25 protein-coding genes are annotated in these 26,579 nt (G+C 75.0%); 10 read left to right on the top strand and 15 right to left on the bottom strand.

The genetic code is table 11. From position 1 onward, the window contains the following. The first annotated feature begins 3 nt into the window (after window positions 1-3). The 3 genes from BGO37_RS09405 (at window position 4) to BGO37_RS09415 (ending at window position 3,879) form a co-directional block, all read left to right on the top strand. Window positions 4-2,640, top strand: coding sequence for a DNA polymerase III subunit gamma and tau (locus BGO37_RS09405; protein WP_291754264.1), 2,637 nt, complete (start codon window positions 4-6; stop codon window positions 2,638-2,640). Between the two features lie 62 nt (window positions 2,641-2,702). Then, complete coding sequence (gene recR, locus BGO37_RS09410; protein WP_291754267.1) at window positions 2,703-3,302, top strand: recombination mediator RecR; 600 nt, start codon at window positions 2,703-2,705, stop codon at window positions 3,300-3,302. A gap of 13 nt (window positions 3,303-3,315) precedes the next feature. After that, entirely contained in the window at window positions 3,316-3,879 is a 564-nt protein-coding gene (locus tag BGO37_RS09415; protein ID WP_291754269.1) for a DUF5063 domain-containing protein, read from the top strand. Between the two features lie 67 nt (window positions 3,880-3,946). Here BGO37_RS09415 and BGO37_RS09420 read toward each other — a convergent pair whose 3' ends face one another. The 9 genes from BGO37_RS09420 to hemE all read right to left on the bottom strand — a co-directional run bounded on the left by BGO37_RS09420 (window position 3,947) and on the right by hemE (window position 12,778). Then, the gene (locus BGO37_RS09420) at window positions 3,947-4,885 is read right to left on the bottom strand and encodes a hypothetical protein (protein WP_291754271.1); all 939 of its coding nucleotides are present in this window, start codon (window positions 4,883-4,885) and stop codon (window positions 3,947-3,949) included. Between the two features lie 231 nt (window positions 4,886-5,116). Next, on the bottom strand, window positions 5,117-5,320 hold the full coding sequence (locus BGO37_RS09425) for a DUF6767 domain-containing protein (RefSeq protein WP_291754272.1): 204 nt from the start codon (window positions 5,318-5,320) through the stop codon (window positions 5,117-5,119). 167 nt (window positions 5,321-5,487) lie between these two features. Further along, window positions 5,488-6,579 (bottom strand): uroporphyrinogen-III synthase, encoded by a 1,092-nt coding sequence (locus tag BGO37_RS09430; protein ID WP_291754273.1) that lies wholly within the window; start codon window positions 6,577-6,579, stop codon window positions 5,488-5,490. 20 nt (window positions 6,580-6,599) lie between these two features. After that, entirely contained in the window at window positions 6,600-7,919 is a 1,320-nt protein-coding gene (hemL, locus tag BGO37_RS09435; protein WP_291754274.1) for a glutamate-1-semialdehyde 2,1-aminomutase, read from the bottom strand. Window positions 7,920-8,037: 118 nt separating this feature from the next. Then, complete coding sequence (hemB, locus tag BGO37_RS09440; protein WP_291754276.1) at window positions 8,038-9,006, bottom strand: porphobilinogen synthase; 969 nt, start codon at window positions 9,004-9,006, stop codon at window positions 8,038-8,040. Continuing rightward, window positions 9,003-9,926 carry a hydroxymethylbilane synthase gene (hemC, locus tag BGO37_RS09445; protein WP_291754278.1) on the bottom strand — a complete coding sequence of 308 codons (924 nt, stop codon included), beginning with the start codon at window positions 9,924-9,926 and terminating at the stop codon, window positions 9,003-9,005. The genes hemB and hemC overlap by 4 nt, the downstream gene beginning before the upstream one ends. After that, window positions 9,923-10,969, bottom strand: a complete 1,047-nt coding sequence (locus BGO37_RS09450; protein ID WP_291754279.1) for a ferrochelatase — start codon at window positions 10,967-10,969, stop codon at window positions 9,923-9,925. Before BGO37_RS09450 ends, hemC begins: the two co-directional genes overlap by 4 nt. Beyond that, window positions 10,966-11,655: a hydrogen peroxide-dependent heme synthase gene (hemQ, locus tag BGO37_RS09455; RefSeq protein ID WP_291754280.1), complete on the bottom strand. Its 690-nt coding sequence runs from the start codon at window positions 11,653-11,655 to the stop codon at window positions 10,966-10,968. The genes BGO37_RS09450 and hemQ overlap by 4 nt, the downstream gene beginning before the upstream one ends. 52 nt (window positions 11,656-11,707) lie before the next feature. Next, window positions 11,708-12,778 (bottom strand): uroporphyrinogen decarboxylase, encoded by a 1,071-nt coding sequence (gene hemE, locus BGO37_RS09460; protein WP_291754281.1) that lies wholly within the window; start codon window positions 12,776-12,778, stop codon window positions 11,708-11,710. 93 nt (window positions 12,779-12,871) lie between these two features. Here hemE and BGO37_RS09465 point away from each other — a divergent pair, with 93 nt between their 5' ends. Both BGO37_RS09465 and hemG read left to right on the top strand, forming a co-directional pair. Next, the gene (locus tag BGO37_RS09465) at window positions 12,872-14,008 is read left to right on the top strand and encodes a TIGR04053 family radical SAM/SPASM domain-containing protein (RefSeq protein WP_291754282.1); all 1,137 of its coding nucleotides are present in this window, start codon (window positions 12,872-12,874) and stop codon (window positions 14,006-14,008) included. Then, window positions 14,005-15,408: a protoporphyrinogen oxidase gene (gene hemG / locus BGO37_RS09470; protein WP_291754283.1), complete on the top strand. Its 1,404-nt coding sequence runs from the start codon at window positions 14,005-14,007 to the stop codon at window positions 15,406-15,408. The genes BGO37_RS09465 and hemG overlap by 4 nt, the downstream gene beginning before the upstream one ends. A 62-nt stretch (window positions 15,409-15,470) precedes the next feature. Here hemG and BGO37_RS09475 read toward each other — a convergent pair whose 3' ends face one another. Then, the gene (locus BGO37_RS09475) at window positions 15,471-16,523 is read right to left on the bottom strand and encodes a TIGR03118 family protein (RefSeq protein WP_291754284.1); all 1,053 of its coding nucleotides are present in this window, start codon (window positions 16,521-16,523) and stop codon (window positions 15,471-15,473) included. Between the two features lie 126 nt (window positions 16,524-16,649). Between BGO37_RS09475 and BGO37_RS09480 the strand changes: the two genes are divergently transcribed. Beyond that, the gene (locus tag BGO37_RS09480) at window positions 16,650-17,861 is read left to right on the top strand and encodes a glutamyl-tRNA reductase (protein WP_291754285.1); all 1,212 of its coding nucleotides are present in this window, start codon (window positions 16,650-16,652) and stop codon (window positions 17,859-17,861) included. A 59-nt stretch (window positions 17,862-17,920) separates the two neighbouring features. On the opposite strand, the gene BGO37_RS09485 is transcribed toward BGO37_RS09480, so the two are convergent. Both BGO37_RS09485 and BGO37_RS09490 read right to left on the bottom strand, forming a co-directional pair. After that, window positions 17,921-19,042: an ABC transporter permease subunit gene (locus BGO37_RS09485; RefSeq protein WP_291754286.1), complete on the bottom strand. Its 1,122-nt coding sequence runs from the start codon at window positions 19,040-19,042 to the stop codon at window positions 17,921-17,923. Then, window positions 19,039-20,076, bottom strand: a complete 1,038-nt coding sequence (locus tag BGO37_RS09490; protein WP_291754287.1) for an ABC transporter ATP-binding protein — start codon at window positions 20,074-20,076, stop codon at window positions 19,039-19,041. Before BGO37_RS09490 ends, BGO37_RS09485 begins: the two co-directional genes overlap by 4 nt. Window positions 20,077-20,269: 193 nt before the next feature. Here BGO37_RS09490 and BGO37_RS09495 point away from each other — a divergent pair, with 193 nt between their 5' ends. From BGO37_RS09495 to BGO37_RS09505, 3 genes are all read left to right on the top strand, one after another. Next, entirely contained in the window at window positions 20,270-21,529 is a 1,260-nt protein-coding gene (locus BGO37_RS09495) for an aspartate kinase (RefSeq protein ID WP_291754288.1), read from the top strand. Further along, window positions 21,526-22,638 carry an aspartate-semialdehyde dehydrogenase gene (locus BGO37_RS09500; RefSeq protein ID WP_291754290.1) on the top strand — a complete coding sequence of 371 codons (1,113 nt, stop codon included), beginning with the start codon at window positions 21,526-21,528 and terminating at the stop codon, window positions 22,636-22,638. The genes BGO37_RS09495 and BGO37_RS09500 overlap by 4 nt, the downstream gene beginning before the upstream one ends. Window positions 22,639-22,765: 127 nt before the next feature. Beyond that, window positions 22,766-23,161 carry a VOC family protein gene (locus BGO37_RS09505; protein WP_291754291.1) on the top strand — a complete coding sequence of 132 codons (396 nt, stop codon included), beginning with the start codon at window positions 22,766-22,768 and terminating at the stop codon, window positions 23,159-23,161. A gap of 95 nt (window positions 23,162-23,256) precedes the next feature. Here the strand turns inward: BGO37_RS09505 and BGO37_RS09510 are convergent, their stop codons facing one another. Both BGO37_RS09510 and BGO37_RS09515 read right to left on the bottom strand, forming a co-directional pair. Next, a complete protein-coding gene (locus BGO37_RS09510; protein ID WP_291754293.1) occupies window positions 23,257-24,414 on the bottom strand; it encodes an endo-1,4-beta-xylanase in 1,158 nt (385 codons plus the stop codon). 302 nt (window positions 24,415-24,716) lie between these two features. Further along, entirely contained in the window at window positions 24,717-25,190 is a 474-nt protein-coding gene (locus BGO37_RS09515; protein ID WP_291754294.1) for a nitroreductase family deazaflavin-dependent oxidoreductase, read from the bottom strand. Window positions 25,191-25,250: 60 nt separating this feature from the next. Between BGO37_RS09515 and BGO37_RS09520 the strand changes: the two genes are divergently transcribed. Next, the gene (locus BGO37_RS09520) at window positions 25,251-25,868 is read left to right on the top strand and encodes a TMEM175 family protein (RefSeq protein WP_291754295.1); all 618 of its coding nucleotides are present in this window, start codon (window positions 25,251-25,253) and stop codon (window positions 25,866-25,868) included. Window positions 25,869-25,924: 56 nt separating this feature from the next. Here BGO37_RS09520 and BGO37_RS09525 read toward each other — a convergent pair whose 3' ends face one another. Beyond that, window positions 25,925-26,317 (bottom strand): hypothetical protein, encoded by a 393-nt coding sequence (locus BGO37_RS09525; protein ID WP_291754296.1) that lies wholly within the window; start codon window positions 26,315-26,317, stop codon window positions 25,925-25,927. Between the last annotated feature and the right edge of the window lie 262 nt (window positions 26,318-26,579).

Consider the following 26,579-nt stretch of genomic DNA (forward strand, 5'->3'; position numbering starts at 1 on the left):
GCCGTGACGACAGCGCTGTACCGCCGGTACCGGCCCCAGACCTTCGCCGAGGTCATCGGGCAGGACCACGTCACGGCGCCCCTGCGCGCGGCGCTGCGGAGCGGCCAGGTGAACCACGCCTACCTGTTCAGCGGCCCGCGCGGCTGCGGCAAGACGAGCTCGGCGCGCATCCTCGCGCGGATCCTCAACTGCGAGCAGAACACCCCCGAGCATCCGACGGACACGCCGTGCGGCGTGTGCCCCTCGTGCGTCGAGCTGGCCACGGGCGGGCCGGGCTCGCTGGACGTGGTGGAGATCGACGCAGCCTCGCACGGCGGCGTGGACGACGCCCGGGAGCTGCGCGAGCGGGCGACGTTCGCCCCCGCGCGCGACCGCTACAAGGTGTTCATCATCGACGAGGCCCACATGGTCTCGAACCAGGGCTTCAACGCGCTGCTGAAGATCGTCGAGGAGCCACCGCCGCACGTGCGGTTCGTCTTCGCGACCACCGAGCCGGACCGCGTGATCCCGACGATCCGCTCGCGCACCCACCACTACCCGTTCCGGCTGGTGCCGCCAGACGTGCTGGTGCCGTTCCTGCAGCAGGTCTGCGACGCCGAGGGGGTCGCCGTCGGCTCGGGCGTGCTGCCGCTCGTCGTGCGCGCCGGTGCCGGGTCGGTGCGCGACTCGCTGTCCGTGCTGGACCAGCTCATGGCCGGGTCGGGCGGCGCCGGGCTGGAGTACGACGCCGCGGTGGCGCTCCTCGGCTACACGCCCGCCACGCTGCTCGACGACCTGGTCGACGCGATCGCGGCGCGCGACGGGGCGACGGCGTTCGCCGTGGTCGAGCGCGTCATCGCCACCGGGCACGAGCCGCGGCGCTTCGTCGAGGACCTGCTGGAACGGCTGCGCGACCTCATCGTCATCTCGGCGTCCGGGCAGGCGGCGTCGGCGGCCCTGGGGTCGCTGCCGGAGGACCAGCTGGCCCGGATGGCGGCGCAGGCACAGCACCTGGGCTCCGCGGAGCTGTCCCGCTCGGCCGACCTCGCGAACGCCGCGCTGACCGAGATGGTGGGGGCGACCTCGCCGCGGCTGCACCTCGAGCTGCTCATGGCGCGGCTGCTGCTGCCCGCGGCCGACGACGGATCGGCCGGCTACGGCGCCCGGCTGGACCGGCTGGAGCGCGGGTGGGTGCCGGGTGCCGCCTCCGCCGCGCCGGCGGTTGTGCCGGCCGCGCCCGTGCCGGCAGCGCCATCGGTGGCGCCGGCCCCCGCGTCGGCGGCGTCGGCATCGGCCGCGCCTGCTGGGCCGGTGCGGGAGACTGCCGCACACACCGCTGCGCCACCACCCGCGCCCACGGCATCGCCCACCGCCGCGGCGGGCGTCACCGGAGTGGAGACATCCAGGTCGGCCGTGGAGAGGTCCGGCACCGCCGGGGAGCCGTCGGGGCCGCCCGTCGCCCGAGTGGAGACAGCCGACTTCCACGTGGAGCCCGCGGGCGCGCCCGAGCCGCGAGTGGAGCCGTCCGACACGGACGTGGAGCCGCCCGACGTGGAGTGGAGCCAGTCGGCAGGCGACACGCCGCCGGACACGTCGCCCGGCTCCACCGAGCCCCACTCGACGTCGCCGGCGCCGGCATCTGCACCGGTACCAGCCGCACCGACCCCGGTGGCGGCCGCGCCGGCACGATCGGGGCAGGACACCGAGATGCTGCGGCGGCGGTGGCCCGAGGTGCTCGAGACCGTCAAGGGGTTGCGCCGGGTCACGTGGATCCTCGTCGGCCAGAACGCACAGGTCCACGACCTGGACGCGTCGGTGCTGCGGCTGTCGTTCCCCTCGGCGGGCATGGTCGACCGGTTCCGTGACCACGCCGACGTCGTCGCGCGGGCCGTGCGGGAGACGCTCGGCTTCGACGTCCACGTCCAGGCGGTCCTGGTCGGGGCGCCCGAGCCGTCGGGCTCGTCGGGCGGCGCGCCTTCGACCTCGGCGACACCGGCCGGCCCGGGAACGTCGGTCGGCACACCGCCGCACGGGATCCCCTCGGCCGAGGAGGCCGCCGCGTCCTGGGACGCGCCGGCGCGGCCGTCCGGAGGCTCGTCGGCCGGCGGCGGCACGAGCACCGCCGGCGGGACGGGTGGGCGTTCGCCCTCGGCCGCAGAACGCTCGCCGTCGGACGCGGGGGCGGGTGGACCAGCGGGCCGCGGCGAACCCGCGCGCGGTCGCTCGTCGTCGGCGGGCGGCAGCTCCTCGTCGGGCACGACGTCGTCGGTGGACCGCGACAGGGCGTCGTCCGCCGCCTCGTCGTCCGTGGGCCGAGGCGGCGCGTCGGCGGTCCGTGGCTCGTCGTCGGCCAGGTCGGCCGGGTCGGCCGCCGGGCCGGGGAGTGGCGCATCGTCGTCGGCGACCCGGTCGTCGGCTGCGGACCCCGCCGGGTCCGACGACCAGGACGACGATCCCGACGAACCGCCGATCGACATGCCCGAGGACGAGTTCCCGGAGGACCTCCCGCCCGAGGACATCGGCGCACCGCGGCCACCCGAGGAGGACGAGCCGTCGCCGGACGACCCGCTCATCGAGGGCTCCAACCTGGTCGGCGCGCCGCTCGTCGCGCGGCTGCTGGGGGGCACGGTCATCGAGGAGCAGGTGGACGAACCTCGCTGACGAGGACCACCGTGCCCAGCGCGCCCGTCGGGCTCGTCGGACGCGCCGATTAGGCTGTCCACGTGTATGAGGGCGCGCTGCAGGACCTGGTCGACGAGCTCGGCCGGCTGCCCGGCGTCGGCCCAAAGAGCGCCCAGCGCATCGCCTTCCACATCCTCGCGGCCGACCCGGCCGACGTGCACCGCCTGGCGGACGCCCTCACGGAGGTCAAGGCGAAGGTCCGGTTCTGCGAGGTGTGCGGGAACGTCGCCGAGGAGGAGCGGTGCCGCATCTGCCGCGACCCGCGGCGCTCGCCAGCGGTGATCTGCGTGGTCGAGGAGCCGAAGGACGTCGTGGCGATCGAGCGCACCCGGGAGTTCCGCGGCCGGTACCACGTGCTCGGCGGCGCCATCAACCCGATCGCCGGCGTCGGCCCGGACGACCTGCGGATCGCCTCGCTCATGTCGCGCCTGGCCGACGGCAGCGTCACCGAGGTCATCCTCGCGACCGACCCCAACGTGGAGGGCGAGGCCACGGCGACGTACCTCGCGCGGATGCTCGTGCCGATGGGGCTGACGGTCAGCCGGCTGGCGTCGGGGCTGCCGGTGGGAGGCGACCTGGAGTACGCCGACGAGGTGACGCTCGGCCGCGCGTTCGAGGGCCGGCGCAAGATCAGTGCGTGACGAGGGGGACGAGATGACCGAGAGCGCCGCCGACCTGGCCTCGCTGGCCGACGCCACGGCCGAGGAGGCCCGCGGCTTCCTGACGACGGTGACGGAGGTGGCCGCCGGGAGCGCGCCGGAGGCGTCGCTGCCGCTGCTGCTGCTGGCGGTCTCGGACCTGCTGTCGGCGGGCGCACGTCTCGGTGCGACCACCGACGTGGTGCCCGACGAGCGCTTCGAGCCCGACGCCGGGCCCGACCCCGACGTCGAGGCGTTGCGGGCCAACCTCGCCAACGTGTTCGAGGGGATCGACGACTTCCACGAGATCGTCGACCCGGTCGTCGGGCCCGAGGTGGAGCAGACCACCGTGTCCGGCGAGCTCGTCGCCATCGCGGGCGCCCTCGCCCAGGGGCTCAGGCACTACGAGCTGGGCCGCGTGCTCGAGGCCCTGTGGTGGTGGCAGTTCTCGTACCTCTCGGACTGGGGTGCGCGCGCGACGTCCGTGCTGGCGACGGTCCAGTCGATCCTCACGCACCTGCGCCTCGACGTGGACGACGACGTCGCGGCCGAGGCGGAGTACGACGCCCTCCAGCCGTAGCGCGGCGCCGAGCGCATAGTTCGTCGACGAGCTCCAGGGTTTCGGTGCCCGGAAGGGTCGATCTCGCTCATGAACTATGCGCTCGGTGGCTCCGGGCGCCGCTGACGCCGGCCTGACGCAGGCGGGCGGCCATCGGGGCGCCGCGCCACGCGTCGGCCCAGGTCCAGCGGACGACCGTCGTACCCGTCCGGCGCAGCCGATCCTCGCGGACCTTCTCGTCCCACAAGCGATCGGCCGCCTGGGGAATCGATTCCTCCATCCCGTACTTGGAGCGGCCGTCGAACTCGCCGATGACGCGTGCGTCGTCCCACCAGAAGTCGACGCGTCCGACGAAGCCGTCGGAGTCCCGGACGACGTGCTGCAGCTCGGGTGTGGGGAGGCCCAGCTCGCGCATCCGCACGCGGCTCAGGGACTCGCCCGGGGACTCGCAGCGGCCGTCGACGAAACCGACGACATCCCGGGCGACCCGCGAGCCGCGCCGGCTTCCGGCGCAGTCGGCCTCGGCGCACAGCTCGTCGAGCGTGACGATGCCCCGGTGGAGGGCAGCGTCACCTGCGGCGACGCCCGCAAGGAACCCGTGCGCGCGGGCGAGGTCGACGACGGTACGGGCGACGCTCGTGACGTCGATGCCATCCACGACCTGGTGCGCAAGCGGTCGGTCGGTGGCATGACGGGCCAGGTCGGCGCGGGAGACGCCGCCCGACCGTCCGGGGAAGGTGACGTGGACGCCGTCGCTCGGGCAGCCGACGACGGGCAGACCCCAGACGGCCGCCGCCGAGCGGTGGGACACGACGGCATCAGCCCGCAGTGCGGCGACGTTGGCGCGCACCGCGATGAGATGACGTTGGGTGTCGTCGATCTCGCTCCAGTGGTCGCTGCCCACGTAGGCGCCGCGGCGCACGCGGCGGAGGTCGTCCCGGCGAGCGGCACGTCGCAGCGCATCCGCCTGCGAGGCAGAGGCCTCGGCGATGCGGAGAAGGGCCGCGGCCCGCAGGGGTTCGTCCACCGGCCAACGGTGGCACCCCTCCTCCTGGCGTGGCGCTACGCATCCACAAGCGCCGCCGACTCCTCGCCGAGCGCATCGTTGGTCGGCCACATCGACCCTTCCGTGCACCGGAAGGCGTGAGTTCGGCGATGAACTTTGCGCTCGGTGGACCGGGACCGGGACCGGGATGGGGCGGTCGAGTGGTCAGGGCGCGGGGGAGTCGAGTGGTCAGGGCGCGGGGGAGTCGAGTGGTCAGGGGTGCGCGGGGGGCGAGTGCGGGGGAGTCGTGCGTTGCGGGCGGCGGGCCAGCGTCATCTCGTGGAGCTGTTCGCGCTGGTCCTCGTCGTCCATGACCAGCCACACCAGGCCACAGTTGTGCGGGCCGTCCGCGCCGGGGAAGCACAGCGAGCAGGTGTCCCCCGGCCGGATCGGGCACTTCGGCTCCGGGCGTCCCATCGGTGCTCCTTCATGTCGCGCGTCTCGGGCGCGGGCGTTGCCGGTCGCTGCTCCGGCCGCCGGGCGGTGGTGGTGGGTGGGCTTCCAGTCGCTGGGTGCCTGCCTGTCCACCCAGGGTCGCCCGGCGGGTTCCCGGCAGGGCGCCGACTGGTCCTCACCGGCGAGCGCTACCCGCCTCGTGTGCCCGGTCGTCCGACGGCGACGTGCGCGGCGAGCGCGTCGAGGAGCGCGGGGACCGTGCGATCGGCGGCGACCACGTCGACACGGAGGCCTGCGGCCGCCGCGTCGGCTGCGGTGCGCGGGCCGAGGCAGGCGACGACGGTCCCTGGCAGCAGCGGGCCGAGCTGCACGGCGACCGAGCGGGCGACCGATCCCGAGGTGACCAGCACTGCGTCTGCACCATCGCGGACCGCGGCGCGAGCGGCGTCGTCCATGCCGACCGCGACCGTGCGGTACGCGACGACGGCGGTGACGTCGGCCCCGCGAGCGGCGAGCGCGCGGCCGAGACCGGGGTCGGCGATGTCGGACTGGGGAAGGAGCACCCGACCGGCGTCGCCGGGCAGCTCGCCGGCCAGCCCGAGAGCCGAGTGGTCGGCCTCCGGGACGAGGTCGACGGCGATCCCGGCGCGCTCGCAGGCGGCGCGCGTGGCCCCGCCCACTGCCGCGACCCGGGTGCCCGGTGGCACCGTCGCACCGCGCTCGACGAGCACCTCGACCGTCGTCGCGCTCGTCACCACGAGCCAGTCGAAGCCGCCGTGCCGCAGGCGGCCGAGCGCGGTCTCGAGCGCGGCCGGATCCTCCGGAGGGGCGAAACCGATGAGCGGCACGACGAGCGGCTCGGCGCCGCGGGCGCGCAGGTCGGCGGCCACGGCCTCGCCCCACGGCCCGCCCCGCGGCACCAGCACGCGCAGCCCGGCCAGGTCGCGAGCGTTGCCCGCACCGGGCCGCGTCGAGGCCTGGCCGCCAGCGCGGTCGGCACGGTCCGGGGCGTCGCTGGTGCGGTCGACATCGTCCGCGGCGGCGCTGGTCCCTACTTCGCCGGTGCGGTCGGACTCGTCCGGGGCGGCGCTGGTCCGTGCCTGGCCCGCGCGGTCGGCACGGTCCGGGGCGGCGCTGGTCCGTGCCTGGCCCGCGCGGTCGACACGGTCCGGGGCGTCGCTGGTGCGGTCGACATCGTCCGGGGCGGCGCTGGTCCGTGCCTGGCCCGCGCGGTCGGACTCGTCGTCGGCGGCGCGCCGCGGACGGTCGTCGCTCGGCACCGCGGGCTCGCCCTGCGGTGTCACTGACCCGGGGGCGTCGCGGCGGCCGCCGCCTGCGCGGCCGCGGGCAGGGCGTCGAGCACACGGGCGACCGCCTCGTCGTCGTGCGCGGCGGAGACGAACCACGCCTCGAAGACGGACGGCGGCAGGGACACCCCGGCATCGAGCATCGCGTGGAAGAAGGGGCCGTACCGGAAGGACTCCTGGTCGCGGGCCTCGTCGTAGTCCCGCGGCCGGGCGTCGCGGAAGGCGACCGAGAACAGGTTCCCGGCGTGGCTGACGGCATGCACCACGCCGGCCGCGGCCAGCGCGGCAGAGGCCGCCGAGGAGACCGTGGCCGCGACGGCGTCGACGCGGGCGTAGACCTCGTCGTCCGCGGCACGCAGGGTGGCCAGGCCGGCGGCGACCGCCAGCGGGTTCCCGCTGAGCGTGCCGGCCTGGTAGACGGGTCCGAGCGGCGCCAGCAGGGACATCAGCGCGGCGGAGCCACCCACGGCCGCCAGCGGCAGGCCGCCGCCGATCACCTTGCCGAAGGTCACGAGGTCGGGCGCGAACGGGACCGGGTCGATGCCCCACCAGCCGGCGGGGCCGACGCGGAACCCGGTGAGCACCTCGTCGAGGACGAGCAGGGCGCCGTGCTCGTGCGCGATGCCGGCCAGCGCGGCGTCGAAGCCCGGGGACGGCTCGACCACGCCCATGTTGGCCGGCGCGGCCTCGACGATGACCGCCGCGATCCGGTCGCCGTGCGCCGCGAAGACCGCGCGGACGGCGTCGAGGTCGTTGTAGGGCACGACGAGGGTCTGGCCGGCGATCGCCGCCGGCACGCCCGCCGACCCCGGCAGGGCCAGGGTGGCGACGCCCGAGCCGGCGTCGGCCAGCAGCCCGTCGGAGTGGCCGTGGTAGTGCCCGGCGAACTTGACGAGCACGTCGCGTCCGGTGGCACCCCGCGCGAGGCGGATCGCCGTCATGGTGGCCTCGGTGCCCGTGGACACCAGGCGCAGCCGCTCGACGGGTCCGGTGCCGTCGCGGCGGACCCGGTCGCGGACGAGCTCCGCGAGCTCCGTCTCCCCGGGCGTCGAGGCGCCGAAGCCGAGCCCGCGGGCGGCGGCGGCCTGGACCGCGTCGACGACGGCAGGGTGGGCGTGCCCGAGGAGGGCCGGACCCCAGGACCCGACGAGGTCCACGTACCGGCGGCCCTCGACGTCGGTGACGTAGGGGCCGGACCCGGACACGAGGAACCGCGGCGTGCCGCCGACGGAGCGGTAGGCGCGCACCGGCGACGAGACGCCGCCGGGCATCACGGCCTGCGCGCGGGCGAACTCCGCGTCGTTGCTCGTCATCGCGTCCCGTCCGCATCGTCGGTGGTGCGCTGCGTGGGGATCACCTGCGCGTCGTTCGCCGCCTTCGGAGGTCCGTCCATCTGCTGGGCAGCCGGGTCTCCAGGCTCCTCGGGCATCATCATCGCAGCCAGGCGGCCAGCTCGACCGCCCAGTAGGTGAGCACCGCCTCGGCTCCCGCCCGGCGGATGGACAGCACCGACTCCTCGACCACCCGGCGCCGGTCGATCCAGCCGTGCGCGGCGGCGGCCTCGATCATCGAGTACTCGCCGGAGACCTGGTACGCCCACACCGGGACGGTGCTGACGGCGGCGGCGTCGGCCAGGACGTCGAGGTAGCTCATCGCCGGCTTGACCATGACGACGTCGGCGCCCTCGGCGAGGTCCAGCGTCACCTCACGCAGCCCCTCGCGGCGGTTGGCCGGGTCGAGCTGGTAGGTGCGCCGGTCGCCCTGCAGCGACGACTGCACGGCCTCGCGGAAGGGGCCGTAGAACGCCGAGGCGTACTTGGCGGCGTAGCCGAGGATGGCGGTGTCCTCGAAGCCGGCGTCGTCCAGCGCGGCACGCACGGCCGCGACCTGGCCGTCCATCATCCCCGACAGGCCCAGCAGCTGGGAGCCCGACGACGCCTGCACCAGCGCCATCTCCCGGTACCGCAGCAGCGACGCGGCGTTGTCCACCCGCCCGCGCTCGTCGAGCACGCCGCAGTGGCCGTGGTCGGTGAACTCGTCGAGGCACAGGTCCGTCTGCACGACGAGCGCGTCGCCCGCCTCGGCGACGGCCACCCGGGTGGCGACGTTGAGGATCCCGTCCGGGTCGGTGGCGCCGGAGCCGACGGCGTCCTTGTGCTCCGGCACGCCGAAGAGCATGACGCCGCCGATGCCCGCTTCCGCGGCCTCGGCGATGGCCCGGCGGAGGGAGTCGAGCGAGTGCTGGACCACGCCGGGCATCGACGCGATCGGCACGGGCGACGTGATGCCCTCGCGGACGAACATCGGCAGCACCAGCTGGGCCGGATGGATCCGCGTCTGCGCGACGAGGCGGCGCATGGCCGGTGTCGCGCGCAGGGTGCGCGGGTGCACGCCGCTCATGCGCCCACCCCCGCCAGCTCCGCGGCACCGGCGTCGAGCAGCTCACGCGCCACCTGCGAGGCGAGCACCTCCACCGCGTCCGACGTGCACGGCGTCGGCAGCGCGGCGGCCGCCGACGACGACAACGACGCGCTCCCGTCGAGCCGGTACACCCGGACGTCGAGCCTCAGCTCGTCGTCGGCCCACCAGGCGTGCACGCCCACCGGTGCCGAGCACCCCGCCTCGAGCAGCGCCAGCACGCGGCGCTCAGCCTCGACGGCGACGCGGGTCGCCGGGTCGTCCAGCATGGCCACGAGGTCCTCCTCACCGGCGCGCACCTCGACCGCCAGCGCGCCCTGGCCGGGCGCGGTGGGCCAGTCGCCGAGGTCGAACCGCTCGGTCGCCGCATCCGACCGGCCGAGCCGGTCGAGCCCCGCCGCGGCGAGCACGACGGCGTCGAGCCGCCGGTCCGCCACCGAGGCGAGCCGGGTGTCCACGTTGCCGCGCACGCCGACCACCTCCAGGTCCGGCCGCCGCGACAGCAGCTGCGCCACGCGGCGCGGCGACCCGGTGCCGACGCGCGCGCCGGCCGGCAGCCCCGCCAGCGTCAGCCCGTCGCGGGCACAGAGTGCGTCGCGGGCATCCGCCCTGGTGGGGAGCGCGGCGACGACGAGGCCGGGCTCCGGCGCCGTCGGCAGGTCCTTGAGCGAGTGCACGACGAGGTCGCACACGCCGTCGAGCAGGGCCCGGCGCAGCGCCGCGGCGAACACCCCGGTGCCACCCAGCTGGGCCAGGGGGCGCGTCGAGACGTCCCCCTCGGTGCGGACCGTGACGATCGTCGTCGGCCGCCCGGTCGCGCCGCTGAGCGCGTCGGCGACCGTCGTCGTCTGGGCGACGGCCAGGGCGCTGCCGCGGGTCCCGACGCGCAGCGTCGTGGTCATCGCACCGACCCGGCGACCGCGCCGAGCGCGGGCAGGTCCGGCCAGGGGCCGAGCTCGGTGACGTGCGGGCGCTGGTCGTCGGGCACGTCGTCGAGCCGCTCGACGACGAGGTCCACGAGCCCCGCCACGAACGCCGGGTGCGTCCCCGGGGTGGGGACCCGGATCGCCAGCATCCCGTGCGCGGCGGCCGTCTCGGCGGCCTCGGTGTCGAGGTCCCACATGACCTCCATGTGGTCGCTGACGAACCCGATGGGCACGATGACCAGGGCCTCGACCCCGTCGGCGGCCAGCTCGTCGATGGCTGCGTTGATGTCCGGCTCCAGCCAGGGCACCGAGGGCGAGCCGCTGCGCGACTGGTAGACGAGGCTCCACGGCGTGCCGTCCGGCACCGCCTGCGTCAGCACCGCCTGCGCCACCGCGAGGTGCTGCGCCACGTACGCGCCTCCGGGGCCGAGCGACGGCCCCGACGCCCGGGCGGCCACCATCGGGATGGAGTGGGTCGCGAACAGCACGTGCGTGCGGGCACCCGGCCGCTCGGCCTCGATCCGTGCCAGCGCGTCGCGCACGCCTTCGACGAACGGCGCCACGAACCCCGGGTGGTCGAAGTACTCGCGGAGCTTGGCGATGCTCACCTCGCCGGCCAGGCCGGTCTCGTCGAGCGCCTGCTGGAAGTCCTCGAGGTACTGGCCGACGCCCGAGTAGGAGGTGTACGCGCTGGTGACCAGTGCGAGGAGGTGGTCGTCGCCGGCCGCGTGCGCCTGCGCCACGGCGTCCGCCATGGAGGGCGGCGAGTTGCGGTTGCCCCAGTAGACGGGCAGCTCGATCCCGCGGCGGTCGAGCTCGGCCTCGAGGGCCGCCTTGAGCGCCCGGTTCTGCGCGTTGATCGGGCTCACGCCGCCGTTGGCGCGGTAGTGGTGCGCCACCTCCTCGAGGCGCTCGTCGGGCACGCCCCGGCCGTTCGTCACGCGCCGCAGGAACGGGATGACCTCGTCCTGCCCCTCCGGCCCGCCGAAGCTGGCGAGGAGGATCGCGTCGACCTTCACGCGAGGACCTCGGCGATCTCCTCGACCTCGATGCGGCGGCCGGCGTAGAACGGCGTCTCCCGGCGGACGTGCCGGCGGGCGTCGGTCTCGCGCAGGTGGCGCATGAGGTCCACCAGGTCGACGAGCTCGGGCGCTTCGAGCGCGAGGATCCACTCGTAGTCGCCGAGGCCGAAGGCCGCGACCGTGTTGGACAGCACGCTGCGGTGGCTGGCGCCCTTGCGGCCGTGGTCGGCGAGCATCTCGCGGCGCTCGTCGGTGGGCAGCAGGTACCAGTCGTACGAGCGGACGAAGGGGTAGACGGTCAGCCAGCGCTGCGGCGGGAGGCCGCGCAGGAACGCGGGCGCGTGCGCCGCGTTGAACTCGGCCTCCCGGTGCACGCCGAGCACGTTCCACGTCGGCAGGAGCGTGGCGAGGGGGTCGCTGCGCCGCAGGGTGCGCAGCGCCGCCTGGAGCCGCTCGGGCGACGGGCCGTGCAGCCAGATCATGAGGTCGGCGTCGGCGCGGATCGACGAGACGTCGTAGAAGCCGCGGAGGGTGACGCCCGAGGCCTCGACGGCGGCGAGCGCGGGGGCGAGGTCGCCGGTGCCGGCGCGCTGCGAGTCGCGGCGGAGCACGGCCCACAGGGTGTAGCCGAGCACCTCCCCGGGGGCGGTGGGCGTGCCGGGTGCTGCGGAGAGTTCGGTCACGGGACCATGGTCCTGCTTCGGCGCCCGACGAAGAAACTAAGTGAACGTCGCGTCAGATAACCGGCGAACGCCAGCCGTGCACCAGCTCGACGACGCGGGTCAGCACCGCCGGGTCGGTGTCCGGCGGCACGCCGTGCCCGAGGTTGACGACGTGCGCGGGCGCCGCCAGCCCGCGTCGCAGCACGTCCTCGACGTGGTCCGCGAGCACCGGCCACGGCGCCGCCAGCAGCGCCGGGTCGATGTTGCCCTGCAGCGGCACGGCGCCGCCGAGCCGGCGGGAGGCCTCGTCGAGCGGCAGGCGCCAGTCGACCCCGACCACGTCCGCGCCGACTCGGTGCATCTCGGCGAGCAGGTCGCCCGAGCCGACGCCGAAGTGGATCACCGGCACGCCCAGCGCTCGGACGCCGGTCAGGGTCCGCGCCGAGTGCGGTGCCACGCGTCCGGCGTAGTCGGCGACGGACAGCGAGCCGGCCCAGGAGTCGAACAGCTGCACCACCGAGGCGCCGCCGGTGACCTGGGCCATGAGGAACGCGGCGGACACGTCGGCGCACCAGTCGAGCAGCGCGGCCCAGGTCGTCGGGTCGGTGCGCATGAGCGCGCGGGCGCGCAGCTGGTCACGGGAGGGACCGCCCTCCACCAGGTACGACGCCAGCGTGTACGGCGCCCCGGCGAAGCCGATGAGCGGGGTGGTGCCGAGCTGGGCGACCGCGCCCGCGGCGCCGGCGACGATCGGCGCCAGCGCGCCCGGGTCGAGCGGCGGCAACGCCGCGACGTCGTCTGGCGTGCGGACCGGCGAGCCCAGCACCGGCCCCCGGCCGGGGACGATGCGCACGTCCACCCCGGCGAGGGCGACGGGCACCACGATGTCGCTGAAGAACACCGCGGCGTCGACCCCGTGCCGGCGCACGGGTTGGAGCGTCAGCTCGGCGGCCAGCTCGGGCGTCAGGCACGCGTCGAGCATCTCGATGCCCTCGCGCGCCGCGCGGTACTCCGGCAGCGACCGGCCGGCCTGCCGCATGAACCACACGGGTGGGGTCGCGGGGCGCTCGCCGCGGCACGCGCGCACGAGCGGCGAGCCGGCGGTCCGACCTGTCACGAGCGGGTTGTCCGCGGGAGCCGTCACGCGACGGGACGGTACTCGGCGGTCCGGGGCGGCACTAACGTGTCCGAGGTTCACCGCGCCGTCCCGCGCCGGCCACCCGAGCGAGGAGCCCCGATGCCTGACCCGACCGTCCAGCCGACGCCCGCCCGTCCGTCCGGCATCGGCTCGGTCAAGCCCGACGGCTGGGCGTACCAGCGGGCGCCGATGATCGTGTACTGGGAGCTCACCAACGCCTGCGGGCTGGCGTGCCGGCACTGCCGGGCCACCGCGATGCCCGACCCGATGCCGGGCGAGCTGTCCACGGCCCAGGGGATCGCGCTCCTCGACGACATCCTCGGTTTCGCGGGCCCGGGCGAGGCGGTGCCGCACATCGTCATGACCGGCGGCGACCCGCTGCGCCGGGCGGACCTGCCGCAGCTCGTCGCCGCCGCCCGCGAGCGCGGCATCGGGGTGTCCCTGGCACCCGCCGTGACGCCGCTGCTCACCCGGGAGCGCATCTTCTGGATGAAGGAGTCCGGTGTCGACGCGATCTCGCTGTCGTTGGACGGGTCGAACGCCGCCTACCACGACGGGGTCCGCATGGTGCCGGGAACGTTCGACGCCACGCTCGAGGCCCTCGACACCGCGGCGGAGGCGCACCTGCCGGTGCAGGTGAACACGCTCGTCACGGCGGCGACCGCACCGGACCTCCCGGCCACCTTCGAGCTGCTCACCGGGCACACGCTGCAGCAGTGGAGCCTGTTCTTCCTCATCTCCGTCGGCCGTGGCGCCGAGCTGGAGGAGCTCTCCCCCGGGGCCGCGGAGCGCACCCTGCTGTGGGCGCAGAAGGTCGGGCGCGACGCGCCGTTCCGCGTCCGGACCACGGAGGCCATGCACTACCGGCGGCTGTCGGCCGCCGCCCTGCTCCACGCGGGCAGGTCCCGGGCGGAGGTGGAGGCGCACCCGATGGCGCGCGGGTTCGGCGTGCGCGACGGCAACGGGATCGTGTTCGTGTCCAACCTCGGCGAGGTCATGCCGTCGGGCTTCCTGCCGCTGAGCGTCGGCAACGTCAAGGAGCGGTCGCTCGTCGAGCTGTACCGCGACGACCCGCTCATGCGCTCGCTGCGCGACCCGGACGGGTTCAAGGGCCGTTGCGGTGTCTGCGAGTTCCACGACTGGTGCGGCGGCTCCCGCGCCCGCGCGTACGCCTGGACCGGTGACCCGCTCGAGTCCGACCCGCTCTGCCCGTACCAGCCGCGGCGGGCGGCATGAGGCTGCTCGTCGTCGGCGGCGGCATCACGGGGCTGGCGGCCGCCTGGGAGGCGGTGCGCGGTGCCGAGGGCCGGCCCCCGGCCGAGGTGCTCCTCGTGGAGGCCTCCGACCGGCTCGGCGGCAAGCTGCACACGGAGGCGACCGAGGGGTTGCTCGTCGAGCACGGGCCGGACTCGTTCGTCGGCTACCGGCCCGCGGCCCTGGCGCTGGCCGACGAGGTGGGTCTCACCGGCGAGGTCATCGGGACATCCGGCGCCCGCGTGGTCTCGCTGCGCTCCCGCGGCCGGCTGCGCCCGCTGCCGGCGGGCATGGGCATGGTGCTGCCGACCCGGCTCGGGCCGTTCGTCACCACGGGGATCCTGTCGCCGGCGGACAAGCTGCGCGCCGGGCTCGACCTTGTGCTGCCGCGGCGGCTGCGGGAGGGCCAGGACGTCGCGATCGGCGCGTTCCTGCGCGCCCGGCTCGGCGGGGGCATCGTCCGGCGGTTCGCCGACCCGATGATCGGCGGGATCTACGGCGCGAGCGTCGACGAGCTCAGCCTGGACGCCGTGCTGCCGTCGCTGCGCGCCGACGAGGCCGCCCACCGCAGCCTCATGCTCGCGGCCCTCGCCGCGGGACGTGCCGCCCGCACCGGCCGCGGCCCCGGCTCGCCCTTCCGGACGTTCCGCGGCGGTATGGGGGCCCTGGTGGCGGCGCTGGGCCGGAGCCTGGCCGAGGCGGGGGTCGACGTCCGGCTCGGGACCTCGGTGGCGCAGCTGCGTCCCGCCGGTGACGGTGCCCGGGCGGTGCTCGACGACGGGTCGGTCGAGGAGGTCGACGCCGTGGTGCTCGCCGGTGGCGTGGCTTCGTCGTCGGCGCTGCTGGGCGAGAGCGCGCCCGCTGCGGCGGCGGCGCTGGCCGGCGTGCCGCTGGCCACCTCCGTCGTCGTGACGCTCGCCTACGCGGCCGACGCCTTCCCACGACCGGTGGACACGCACGGCTGGCTGGAGGCCGGCGCCGCGCCCGTCAGCGGCGTCACCGTGAGCTCCGCCAAGTGGGAGGCGCGGGCGCCGGAGGGCACCGTGCTCATCCGGGCCTTCGTGCCGCAGCGCCTCGGCGACATCGTGCACGCGCCCGATGGCGTCCTGGTCGATCGCGTCTCGGGACACGTCGGCGCGGTGCTCGGCGCGCGCAGGCCGCCCGAGCTCACGCGCGTGGCTCGCTGGCCCGCGCTGATGCCGATGTACACGGTCGGTCACCTCGACCGGGTGGCGGCCGCCGAGCGGGGGCTCGCGCACCTGCCGGCGTGGCGGGTCGCCGGCTCCGCGCTGCGCGGTGTCGGCGTCCCGGACTGCGTGGCGGACGGACGGCGCCAGGCGGCGCTCGCGCTCCAGGTCGCCTCGGGGGCGCCGGGACGCTGACGCCCGACGACCGCCGGACGGCAGGGGCCGCGTGGTGCGCCCCCACCGCCCGGCTGTCGGGGTCAGCCGCGGTGCGGCTGCAGCAGGCCGAGCAGGCCGTGCTGCTCGCCGTCCGGGCCGGCGCTGAACCACACCGAGTCGACGCCGCCCGCGACCTGGTCACCCACGGTCAGCCCCCACAGGCCGTCGATCACCAGCGGACCGCCGGACGGGCCGCGCAGCACGCCGACGACGGCGCCCGTGCGCGGGTCGAACGCGTGGATGCGGCCGTCACCGAAGTTGCCGATGAGGACGTCGCCGCCGAACTGGCCGAACGTCGCCGGCGCGAGCGTGATGCCCCACGGCGAGTCGAGCACGCCGTGCGTGGCGAACCGGCGCACGAAGCCGCCGTCGGTCGTGTAGACGTCGACGAACCCGTGGGCCTTGCCGGCGACGTCGTCGTGCCGCGCCGCGTCCTGCTTCGCGTAGGTCACGAAGACCTGGCCGTCGATCTCGGCGACGTCGAACGGCGCGTAGCCGGCGGGCAGGAACCGGTCGTGGAACATGCCGACCGTCGAGACGAGCGTGAACGTCCCGTCGAAGACGTCGATCCGGTTGTCGTGGAAGTCCGCCGCGAGCAGCAGCGGGCCCGACGAGCCCTGCACCAGGGCGAGGCCCTTGTACACGGCGGTGTCGCTGTGGTGGACCCGGACGGCCGAGCCGCCGCCGTTCCACGCGGACAGGTCGCCGTTCTCGCCGGCGAAGACGAACCGGGCCGGGTTGACGGTGCCGGGGACGACGAACGACGACGTGCTGTTGAACACCTGCCCGGTGGGGGCGCCACCGGGGATCGCGACCTGCAGCACCTTGGTGGCGGGGCTGCCCGCCACGTCGGTCCGGTACAGCGTCGTCACGTCGGCCCCGTTGTCGGACGCCCAGATCGGGGTGTTCGGCCCGTGCGAGAGGCCCCACGCGTTGACGAGGGACGGATCGGTGAGTGCCGCGACGCCGGGCTGGTCGGACACGAGGTTCACCTGGCGATAGGTGCCCGTGCCGGCCGCGCTCGCCGGCCCGGCGACCACCACGCTCAACGCCGCCGTCACCGCGGCTCCGATGACGCCCAGTCTGGCAACCATGACATGCCTCCTCGAGGTCGGGTTACCCCCCTCGCGGGCAACGAGGTGCGACGGCCGGTGGTTCAGGCGCTGGGCGTGTCGCCCTGCGCGGCGCGAGCACCCAGGGATCGAGCGGACACTGGTGCCGTGCTCCTGTGCCTCTCTGCGAACCATCGCAACGCGAGCTTCGGACTGCTCGAGCGGCTCTCGGTCGACGTCCCGGCGGCCACGCAGGCGCTCCTCAAGGCCGTCCCGGACGGCAGCGGCGCCGTGGTGCTGGCGACGTGCAACCGGTTCGAGGCGTACCTCGACCTGACGGACCGGACCGACGTGGTCGCGGCCGAGCCGTTGGTCGACGCGCTGGCGGATGCCAGCGGCGTGGCGGCCGACGAGCTGCGGGCGTCCCTGTCGGTGCACCGGGGCGCCGCGGTCGCGGTCCACCTGTTCGCGGTGTCGAGCGGCCTGGAGTCGGTCGTCGTCGGCGAGGAGGAGATCGCGGGTCAGGTCGGGCGGGCCCTGGAGGCGGCCCGCGAGCAGGGCACGACCACCGGGGACCTCGAGCGGCTGTTCCAGCGGGCGGTGTCCACGAGCCGCGGCGTCAAGAACCGCACGACGATCGGTGGCACGGGACGCTCGCTCGTCCGGCTCGCGCTGGACCTGGCCTCCGGGCGCGTCGGCGACTGGTCCCGGGCGACGATCCTGGTGGTGGGCACGGGCCGCTACGCGGGCACCACGGTCGCCGCGCTGCACGCCCGCGGCGCCGGGGACGTGCGCGTCTTCTCCCCGTCCGGCAACGGCGCGGCCTTCGCCGCCAAGCGGGGGCTCACCCTCGAGACGGACCTGCCCGCGGCCATGGCGGTGGCCGACCTCGTCGTGACGGCCAGCACCGGCGTCGTGCTGCTGCCGTCGGCGGTGCCGCCGGGCCGGCCGCTGCTCGTCATCGACCTGGGGATGCCGCGGAACGTCGACCCGGCGGTCCGGCGGATGGACGGCGTGGACGTCCTCGACCTCGACACCCTGCGGGTGCACGCGCCGCTCGCCCACACCGAGGCGCACGACGAGGCCCGCGCGCTCGTCGGCTCCGCCGCGGCCGAGTTCGCGGTGGACGCGACCGTGGCGCCGGCGATCGCCGCGCTGCGCCGCCTGGTCTTCGAGACCCTCGACAACGAGATCGCGCGGGCGCGCTCGCGCGGCGCGGGCGACGAGGCCGAGGCGGCGCTGCGCCACTTCGCGAGCGTGCTGCTCCACCGGCCCTCGGTGCGCATCCGCGAGCTGGCCGGCGCGGGTCGCACCGAGGAGGTGCTCGCCGCGCTCGACCTGCTGCACGGGATCCGGCCGGGCGCGGCCGACCGCACGTGAGCCCGACGCGGGCCGCACGGCCGTGACCCCGGCCGGCGTGCGCCGGCCGGGACGACCCGTCAGGCGACGCGCGTGCCTCTCGCGAGCTTGTGCTGCGGTATCGAGAGCCGCCGCACCGCGGTCGCCACGCCGGCCGCGCCGAGCAGCACCGTGAAGCCGAGGCCCCACGGCCAGATCGGCGCCGTCGACGGCGCCGGCGCGGCATCACCCGTCGTCAGGAGCGCCACGGGCGACGACCAGCACTCGTTGACCGGCCGCGCCCCGCCCTGGCGCGCCTCGCGCACCGCCTGCCGCAGCGCCGCGAAGGGCGACGTGGAGGCGTAGGGCTCGTCGGCCGCGGGCACCGTCGAGCCGTCCGCGACCACCACGAACGGGTTGAGCGCCAGCAGCCACCACGTGCGCTCGGTGTGGTAGACGGTCCGCGTCTCGGTGCGCCACTCGCACGGCGGCGGGTTGTCGGTGCCGTTCCAGCCGGTGGCCGGCATGCCCCACACCTGGACCGTCTGCTGCGAGTCGATCGAGGGGTACGTCAGCCCGAAGAGGATCGGGGTGAACACCGCCAGGCCGGCGACGACGACGAAGGTGAGCACCGTGGACCCGGCCGTCCGCGCGGTGAGCGAGGACAGCCCGACGCCGATGCCGCACAGCGCCGCGAGCAGCACGGCGATGAGCACGAGCACCGCGCCCGCCGCGCGCACGGGCGTGCCGCCGAGCCCGAGCGCGAGCAGGAAGAACGGCACGCTGGCCACGAGGAACGCGCACGAGGCGACCCACGCCGCGACCACCTTCCCGAGCACGATCTCGGCCGGCGACAGGAGCGTCACCTGCAGCGTCGCCAGGGTGCCGCTGTTGCGGTCGCCGTTGACCGACGTCGAGGTGAGCGTGGGCGTCACCAGCAGCCCGAGCCCCAGGACCAGGAACGAGACGACGGCGAAGAGGACGGGCCCGCGCGACGGGTTGGGCGTGCCGCCCCCGAGCGCACCCATCGCGCCGGTCGCCAGCAGCGTGATCGCGCCGACGACGACGAACCACACGACGAGGGCGACGATCCAGCGCGTCGACCGCACCCGCTGCCGCAGCTCCAGCCGCGCGACGGTGCGGACCCCGTGCCACGTGACGTGCCACGGTCCGTGGCGGCCCACCATCGCCGGGCGCGGCGAGTCCTCGAGCTCGACGGTCATCGTCGCTCCTCCTCCAGCGCCAGGTAGGCCTGCTCCAGCGCGCCACCCGCCGGCGCCAGCGACACGAGCGGCACGCCGGCCGCCACGGCGTCGCGCACCAGCCGCGCCGCGCCCTCGTCACCGTCCACGTCGAGCAGCACGCCGCCCGGCTCGTCGTCCGCCGGGGCCGGCGGTGTCGCCGGGACGGGCCGCGCGTACGGCGAGGACGGCGTGCCCGACGCGGGCGCGGGCGACTCGTCGTCGGACCGCCACGCGGCCCCCACCGACGTGAGCCACGCCTGGAGCGCGCCGACCCGCAGCGACCGGACGTGCCACGTGCGCCGGCCCTCGGTCGCCGCGGCCAGCCCCGCCCCGGGGACCGTGCGCCCGCGGGACAGGAACACCGCGTCGTCGACCATCTCGTCGAGCTCGGACAGCACGTGCGACGAGATGAGCACCGTGCGCCCCTCGTCGGCCAGCCGCCGCACGAGCAGCCGCAGGTCGACGCGCGAGCGCGGGTCCAGCCCGGCCGCCGGCTCGTCGAGGAGCAGCACGCGCGGGTCGTGCACCAGGGCCCGCGCGAGCCCGAGCCGCTGCTTCTGCCCCCGCGAGAGCACGGAGGCCGGGCGGTCCGCGTACTCGGCGAGGTGCACGGTGTCGAGGAGGGACGAGACGCGCCCCGGGATCACGGCCGGGGGCAGCAGGTAGGCCTCGGCGAAGGTAGCGAGCACCTCGCGCGCCGTGAGGGAGTCCCAGGTGCCGAACGCGTCCGGCATCCAGCCCGTGACGGCTCTCGCCGCGAGCCCGTCCGATGCGGGGTCCACGCCGGCGACCGACACGGACCCCGCGTCCGGGGCTAGCAGCCCGGCGAGGACCAGCAGCAGCGTGGTCTTCCCCGAGCCGTTGGGCCCGACCAGCGCCGTGACGGCACCTGGACGAACGTCCAGGTCAACGCCGGCGAGCGCCTGGACGGAGCCGAACGCGCGCGCCACCCCTCGCGTGACGATGCCCCCCTGCGGCGGCGACAAGGCTGGCGGCGGCGCGGCACTCGGCATGACGGCCACGCTAAGGGGGCTCCCAGGATCGCCGCGTCGGCCCAAGGTCTGATATCCGCGGCCTGCGAGGTCGTCCACGTGGCGGAATCTCGTACCTGCTCGTCGGGGCCGCCGCCTACCATCGACGCGCACCCAACCATTCCCGGCGGGCCGTTGAGAGACACGGTGGCCGGCGAGGAGGAAGAGCACGCACGTGTCACTCATCGTGCAGAAGTACGGCGGGTCCTCCGTCAGCGACGCCCAGGCCGTCAAGCGCGTCGCCAAGCGCATCGCCGAGGCCAAGCGGGCCGGCAACGACCTGGTGGTGGTGGTCTCCGCGATGGGGGACACCACCGACGAGCTCCTCGACCTCGCGGCGCAGGTGACGCCCCTGCCGCCGCAGCGCGAGCTCGACATCCTCCTCACCGCGGGCGAGCGCATCTCGATGGCGCTGCTCGCCATGGCGATCAACAACCTGGGCGTCAAGGCGAAGAGCTTCACGGGCCAGCAGGCCGGCGTCATCACCGACGCCGTGCACGGCCGGGCGCACATCGTCGACGTCGTCCCGCACCGCATCCGGGAGACGATCGAGAAGGGCCAGGTGGCGATCGTCGCCGGCTTCCAGGGCGTGACGAGCGACACCAACGACGTCACCACGCTGGGCCGTGGCGGCTCGGACACCACCGCCGTCGCGCTCGCGGCCGGCCTGGGCGCCGACGTCTGCGAGATCTACACCGACGTCGACGGCGTCTTCACCGCCGACCCCCGGATCGTGCCGACCGCCCGCAAGCTGGACCGCGTCACGTACGAGGAGATGCTCGAGCTCGCCGCCTCGGGCGCCAAGGTGCTCGCGCTGCGCAGCGTCGAGTACGCGCGCCGCTACAAGGTCCCGGTCCACGTGCGCTCGTCGTTCTCGACGCATCCCGGGACGCTGGTCATCGAGGAGGAAGCCATGGAGCAGCCGATCATCTCCGGCGTCGCGCACGACCGGTCGCAGGCCAAGGTGACGGTCGTCGGCGTGCCCGACGTGCCGGGCAAGGCGGCGCAGATCTTCCAGGTGGTGGCCACGGCCGGCGCCAACATCGACATGATCGTGCAGAACGTCAGCGTCGCCCGGACCGGCCTGACGGACATCTCGTTCACGCTCCCGGCGAGCGACGGCGCGATGGCGACCGCCGCCCTGCGCGGCGTGCAGCCCGAGATCGGGTTCGAGTCCCTGCAGTACGACGACTCGATCGGCAAGCTCTCGCTCATCGGCGCGGGCATGAAGTCGCACCCCGGGGTCTCGGCCCGCCTGTTCGGCGCGCTGTCGGCCGCCGGCATCAACATCGAGATGATCTCGACCTCGGAGATCCGCATCTCCGTGGTCACCCGGGCCGACTCGCTCGACGACGCGGTGCGCGCGGTGCACACGGCGTTCGAGCTGGACGTCGAGTCGGGCGAGGCCGTGGTGTACGGAGGGACAGGACGATGAGCACACCCCACGAAATCGCTCGCTCCGCTCGCGCTTCCGCGGGGGCCCCGAGCAGCGGGTTGTCCGTTGCTGTGGTCGGCGCGACCGGGCAGGTCGGCGGCGTCATGCGCCGGCTGCTCGACGAGCGGGACTTCCCGGTCGCCTCGATCCGCTACTTCGCCTCGGCGCGCTCCGCGGGCCGGACGCTGCCGTGGGGCGACACCGACGTGGTGGTCGAGGACGTCGCCACCGCCGACCTGTCGGGCATCGACATCGCCCTGTTCTCGGCCGGCGGCGGCACGTCCAAGCAGCACGCGCCGAGGTTCGCGGCGGCGGGCGCGGTCGTCGTCGACAACTCGTCGGCCTGGCGCAAGGACCCGCGCGTCCCGCTCGTCGTCAGCGAGGTCAACCCGGACGCGCTCGACGAGATCCCGCTGGGGATCGTCGCGAACCCGAACTGCACCACGATGGCCGCGATGCCGGTGCTCAAGCCGCTGCACGACGAGGCCGGGCTGCGCCGCCTCGTCATCTCGACCTACCAGGCGGTGTCGGGTGCCGGGCTCGCCGGCGTCCAGGAGCTCGACCTGCAGGTCCGCGCCGCCGTGACGCAGGACACCACCGCCCTGACGCACGACGGGCGCGCGGTGGAGTTCCCCGAGCCGCTGAAGTTCCCCCGGACCATCGCGTTCGACGTCATCCCCTTCGCCGGCGCGCTGGTCGACGACGGGCTGCGCGAGACCGAGGAGGAGCAGAAGCTCCGCCACGAGAGCCGCAAGATCCTGCGGATCCCGGACCTCCTGGTGAGCGGCACCTGCGTGCGGGTCCCCGTGTTCACCGGCCACTCGCTGTCGATCAACGCGGAGTTCGAGCGGCCGATCTCGCCGGAGCGCGCCTACGAGCTGCTGCGGACGGCCCCGGGCGTCCAGCTGGCGGAGGGCGACGTGCCGACGCCCCTGGCGGCGGCCGGCATCGACCCGTCGCTCGTCGGGCGGATCCGGGCCGACGAGGGTGCGCCGGACGGCCGGGGCCTCGCGCTGTTCGTGTCCAACGACAACCTGCGCAAGGGCGCGGCCCTCAACGCGATCCAGATCGCCGAGCTGCTCGCGGCGCGGAGGCTCACGCCGGCCTGAACCGCGCGCGTCGCCGGCCAGCACCCCTCGCGAAGAATGTCCCGGTTCGTCTGGATTTGGCCCGGGTGGTGACGTAGCGTCATCATGCCGACCGCCCGACGGTCGGGCCGTCGGCGCGGGAGGCATCATGCTCGCCAATTTCCCCGCCATGGCCACGCTCCCCACCGCGGACATGGCTCGTGCGCGCGCGTTCTACGAGGGGCTCGGGTTCCCGGTCGTCCGGGAGGGGGACGAGCTTCAGGGGACGATGTTCCAGGCCGGGTCCACGCCCTTCCTCGTCTTCGCGACCCCCAACGCCGGCACCAACCACGCGACCGCGATGGCGTTCACGGTCAGCGACGAGGGGTTTGCCGGCGAGATCGAGGGACTGCGCGCCAACGGCGTGAAGTTCATGACGTTCGATGCGCCGACGGGCTCGTGGTCCGACGGCGTGCTGACCGACGGCGACGTGCGGTCGGCGTGGTTCGAGGACCCGGACGGGAACGTGCTCTGCGTCGCCACGATGCCGGTCGCCCCGGCCTGAGGCGCAGCGCCCCGTCCATCACGCAACGTCCGGGCGCGCCGGGCCCGAATCCCTGGCGTGCTCGGGCGTTGGCCCTGCGTGACGACGGTGCGGGCCTACGTGCGACCGGCCTGCAGGGCCGCGACCAGGGCGTCGAACGCCGGCTTGGCCGTCGAATCGTCGATGAACGGCGTGGCGGCGCCCTGGCCGGTGAAGGTCGCGGGCACCCAGGAGTAGGTGTCGGGCAGCCCCCACATGGTGACGGAGACGCACCTCGCGACGGCCAGGCACCCGGCGACCGCCTGCCGGTACCAGTCCGCCTGCGTGGCCAGCTGGTCGCCGGTCGCCTCGCCGCCGGTCAGCGCCATCCGGACGTCGAGCTCGGTGATCGCGACGTCGAGGCCCAGGTCGGCGAAGGCCTGCAGCGTGCTGCGGAAGTCCGGTGGGAAGGGCGGGTACTGCAGCGAGAGGTGCCCCTGGATGCCCATGCCGCCGAGCGGCACGCCCTGGGCGAGCAGCTGTCGCGCGAGGTCGAGGTAGGCCTGCCGCTTCGCGGCGCTCGACTCGACGTTGTAGTCGTTGAGGTACAGCACGGCGGCGGGGTCGGCCTCGTGAGCCCAGCGGAACGCGTCCGCGACGATGCCGACGCCGAGCGCGTCGGTGAACGGGTCGCCGGCCTGCAGCCGCCCGTAGTCGTCGAAGATCTCGTTGGCGACGTCCCAGGCCGCGATCCTGCCCCGGTAGTGGCCGACGACGGTGCTGATGTGGTCGTGCAGGATCTGACGCAGCTGGTCGGGGGTGAAGCCGCCTTCGGTGAGCCAGGCGGGGTTCGACTGGTGCCACATGAGGTTGTGCCCGCGCACCTGCTCGCCGTGCTGCTCGGCGAACGCGACGGCGGCGTCGCCCGCGGCGAAGTCGTACGTGTCGCGCGCGGGCTCGACCGAGGCCCACTTCAGCGCGTTCTCGGGTGTCAGCGTGGCGAACTGCGTCGCCAGCAGCTGGCGGTACGCCGCATCGGACTCGAGCGGCTGCGGGTGGTCGGTCCCGGACAGGTGCCCGCCGCCGACGACGGACGAGCCGATGAGCAGGTCCTTCGGCGCGACGGTACGCAGCGAGACCGTCGGCGACGCCGACGGCCGAGGCTCCGAGGCGACGGGCTCGGTGCTCGTCGACGTGGGCGGGGGCTCGGCCGGCCCGGTGCATGCCCCCAGCGCCAGCAGCGCCACGACGGTCGCCACCAGGGCTCGCGGCCACCTCGTCGGGGTCCCCGCCACGCCTCGAGCCTAGGGGGCGCCCGCGGCTCGCGGTCAAGCTGCGGCCGTGGTTCCCCGCCGGTCGTCGGCGACCTGCGGGGGTTCTGCCAGTCGTGCCCGCAAGGTTGGGGGCCCGGACCGGCCCGTCTGCGCGGTCCGGGCCCCCGCCGCAGGTCACGGCACAGGGAAGGAGACGATCGACCCGTCACCGAATACATCCGCCGGGACGTCGAGGCGCGGGCCGCAACCTCGACGGCCGCCGGCTGGCTCACGGTGGCGAGCGGCGAGACATCGTGGTGCGGGTCCGGAGGTGGGCGACGTCGTCAGCTCGGCGTGAGCCGGAAGATCCGCAGCGGGCGACCCGCGGCACGCTCGTAGCCCCGGTAGCCGGGCCAGTTGCGCTCGAGCAGCACCCAGGTCGCCTCCCGCTCGTCGGGCCCGACGCGCGCGGCGGTCACCTCGACACGCCGCCCCTGGACGTCCACGGCTGCGTGCGGGTGGGCCAGGAGGTTCGCCGTCCAGGCGGGGTGCCGGTCGCGCGCGAAGTTGCTGCCGACCACGAGCATGTCCGCGCCGTCGGGGCAGTACATGAGCTCCGTGCGCCGCGGCTCGCCGGTCCGTGCGCCGATGGTGTGGAGCACCAGCGACGGCACAAGCGCCCCCGAGAGCGGGGTCCCTCCGCCCGTCAGCAGCCGCGTGGCCCGCTCCAGCGAGGGCATGACGCGGGGGCCGACGGCGCGGAACAGCCGGGTCCGCGAGAGCCAAGCGACGGGGCGGCGCAGGAAGCGGGGGAGCACCCGGCCATTCTGGGTGCCGCCAGGACGACGGCGGCGCAGGTCGGCACCTTACGCTGAGGCGTGCCGACCAGCCGGATCGAGGCGTTCAGCGACGGCGTGCTCGCCATCATCATCACGATCATGGTGCTGCAGCTGAACGTGCCGGCGGGCAGCGACCTGCGGGCGCTGTGGGACACCGCGGCGAGCTCGCTGCTGACGTACCTGCTGAGCTTCGTCTACGTCGGCATCTACTGGAACAACCACCACCACATGTTCCAGCTGACGGAGCGCGTCGACGGCGTGGTGCTGTGGGCCAACCTCCACCTGCTCTTCTGGCTCTCGCTGTTCCCGTTCAGCACCGCCTGGATGGACCGGAGCGACTTCTCCCGCGTGCCGGTGATGGTGTTCGGCGTCGACCTGCTCGGCGCCGCGATCGCCTACTTCGTGCTGGAGCGCGCGATCCTGCGCCGCCAGCCGGCCGGCTCGCCGCTCGCACGGGCGGTCGGCCGCGACCTCAAGGGCAAGCTGTCGCCGGCCCTCTACATCGCCGGCATCGCCTCCGCGGCCCTCAGCCGGAGCCCTCTCGACGTCGCGGTCTGGGTCGCGCTGGCCTTCTTCGTGGCGGTCGCGGTGATGTGGCTCGTCCCGGACCGCCGCATCGAGCGCGTGCTCGCCGAGGAGCACGGCGCAGCCACCTGACGCCGCAGCACGACCGAGGACCGCCGCCTGCGCCGGCCGGCCCCGGTCGCGGTCGCCTACTCGGCGATCCCGAGCAGGCGGCGTTCCACCGGACCCCATCGGAGCTGCGGCGACGCGGTGCGCAAGAGCCTGGCGCCGACTTCGTGGAGAAACGGCTCGCTGAACGTGCCGAGACCGCGGATCTCGATGATCGCCCCTGCGGCGCGGAACTCGAGGTGGTACCCGGCGCGCAGAACCCACACCCGCTCCACCTCCTCGATCTCGGAGAGGGCAAGGCGGACTTCTGGCCTGCGCCCTTCACGAAGCGCGAGGAGGTCCGGGCCGACGCGGAGCGATCGCCGGGGCATGCTTAGGTGCGCCGCGACGAGCGTCGCCGGAACGACCGTCGCGGCAGCCAGCCACCAGGACACGCCCACAGTCACCAGCAGGAGGATGATCGGCGCCGCCACGACGGCCCCGAGGGGGATGAACCCGAGGCGGGTGCTGTCCTCGTAGACGACCTCGTCGGCATCGGCGGCGCGGCCCGCCGGCGACGAGCGGTCACGCCCACGCCCGGGCCGCGTGCCCGCGCGTCTGCGGCCCCCCGTCGTCGCCATGGCGGGGAGCTTGACACACTCGGTCCGTGTACGGGGCCCGTCCGAAGAGCCGCGCCCTGGTCGTCGCCTCGTCCGGCGGGACGAGGAAGGCCCCCGACCGACGTCGCCGCAGGTC

Origin of the sequence: Cellulomonas sp. 73-92 (genome assembly GCF_001898175.1) — a bacterium.
Taxonomy (GTDB): Bacteria; Actinomycetota; Actinomycetes; order Actinomycetales; family Cellulomonadaceae; genus Cellulomonas.

Excerpts from the sequence above, each read along its gene's own strand:
- hemC (WP_291754278.1), bottom strand. The coding sequence starts at position 9,926 with ATGACCACGACGCTGCGCGTCGGGACCCGCGGCAGCGCCCTGGCCGTC.
- BGO37_RS09415 (WP_291754269.1), top strand. The coding sequence starts at position 3,316 with ATGACCGAGAGCGCCGCCGACCTGGCCTCGCTGGCCGACGCCACGGCC.
- BGO37_RS09425 (WP_291754272.1), bottom strand. The coding sequence starts at position 5,320 with ATGGGACGCCCGGAGCCGAAGTGCCCGATCCGGCCGGGGGACACCTGC.
- hemG (WP_291754283.1), top strand. The coding sequence starts at position 14,005 with ATGAGGCTGCTCGTCGTCGGCGGCGGCATCACGGGGCTGGCGGCCGCC.
- BGO37_RS09465 (WP_291754282.1), top strand. The coding sequence starts at position 12,872 with ATGCCTGACCCGACCGTCCAGCCGACGCCCGCCCGTCCGTCCGGCATC.
- BGO37_RS09475 (WP_291754284.1), bottom strand. The coding sequence starts at position 16,523 with ATGGTTGCCAGACTGGGCGTCATCGGAGCCGCGGTGACGGCGGCGTTG.
- BGO37_RS09490 (WP_291754287.1), bottom strand. The coding sequence starts at position 20,076 with ATGCCGAGTGCCGCGCCGCCGCCAGCCTTGTCGCCGCCGCAGGGGGGC.
- BGO37_RS09485 (WP_291754286.1), bottom strand. The coding sequence starts at position 19,042 with ATGACCGTCGAGCTCGAGGACTCGCCGCGCCCGGCGATGGTGGGCCGC.
- hemB (WP_291754276.1), bottom strand. The coding sequence starts at position 9,006 with ATGAGCGGCGTGCACCCGCGCACCCTGCGCGCGACACCGGCCATGCGC.
- hemL (WP_291754274.1), bottom strand. The coding sequence starts at position 7,919 with ATGACGAGCAACGACGCGGAGTTCGCCCGCGCGCAGGCCGTGATGCCC.
- BGO37_RS09500 (WP_291754290.1), top strand. The coding sequence starts at position 21,526 with ATGAGCACACCCCACGAAATCGCTCGCTCCGCTCGCGCTTCCGCGGGG.
- BGO37_RS09505 (WP_291754291.1), top strand. The coding sequence starts at position 22,766 with ATGCTCGCCAATTTCCCCGCCATGGCCACGCTCCCCACCGCGGACATG.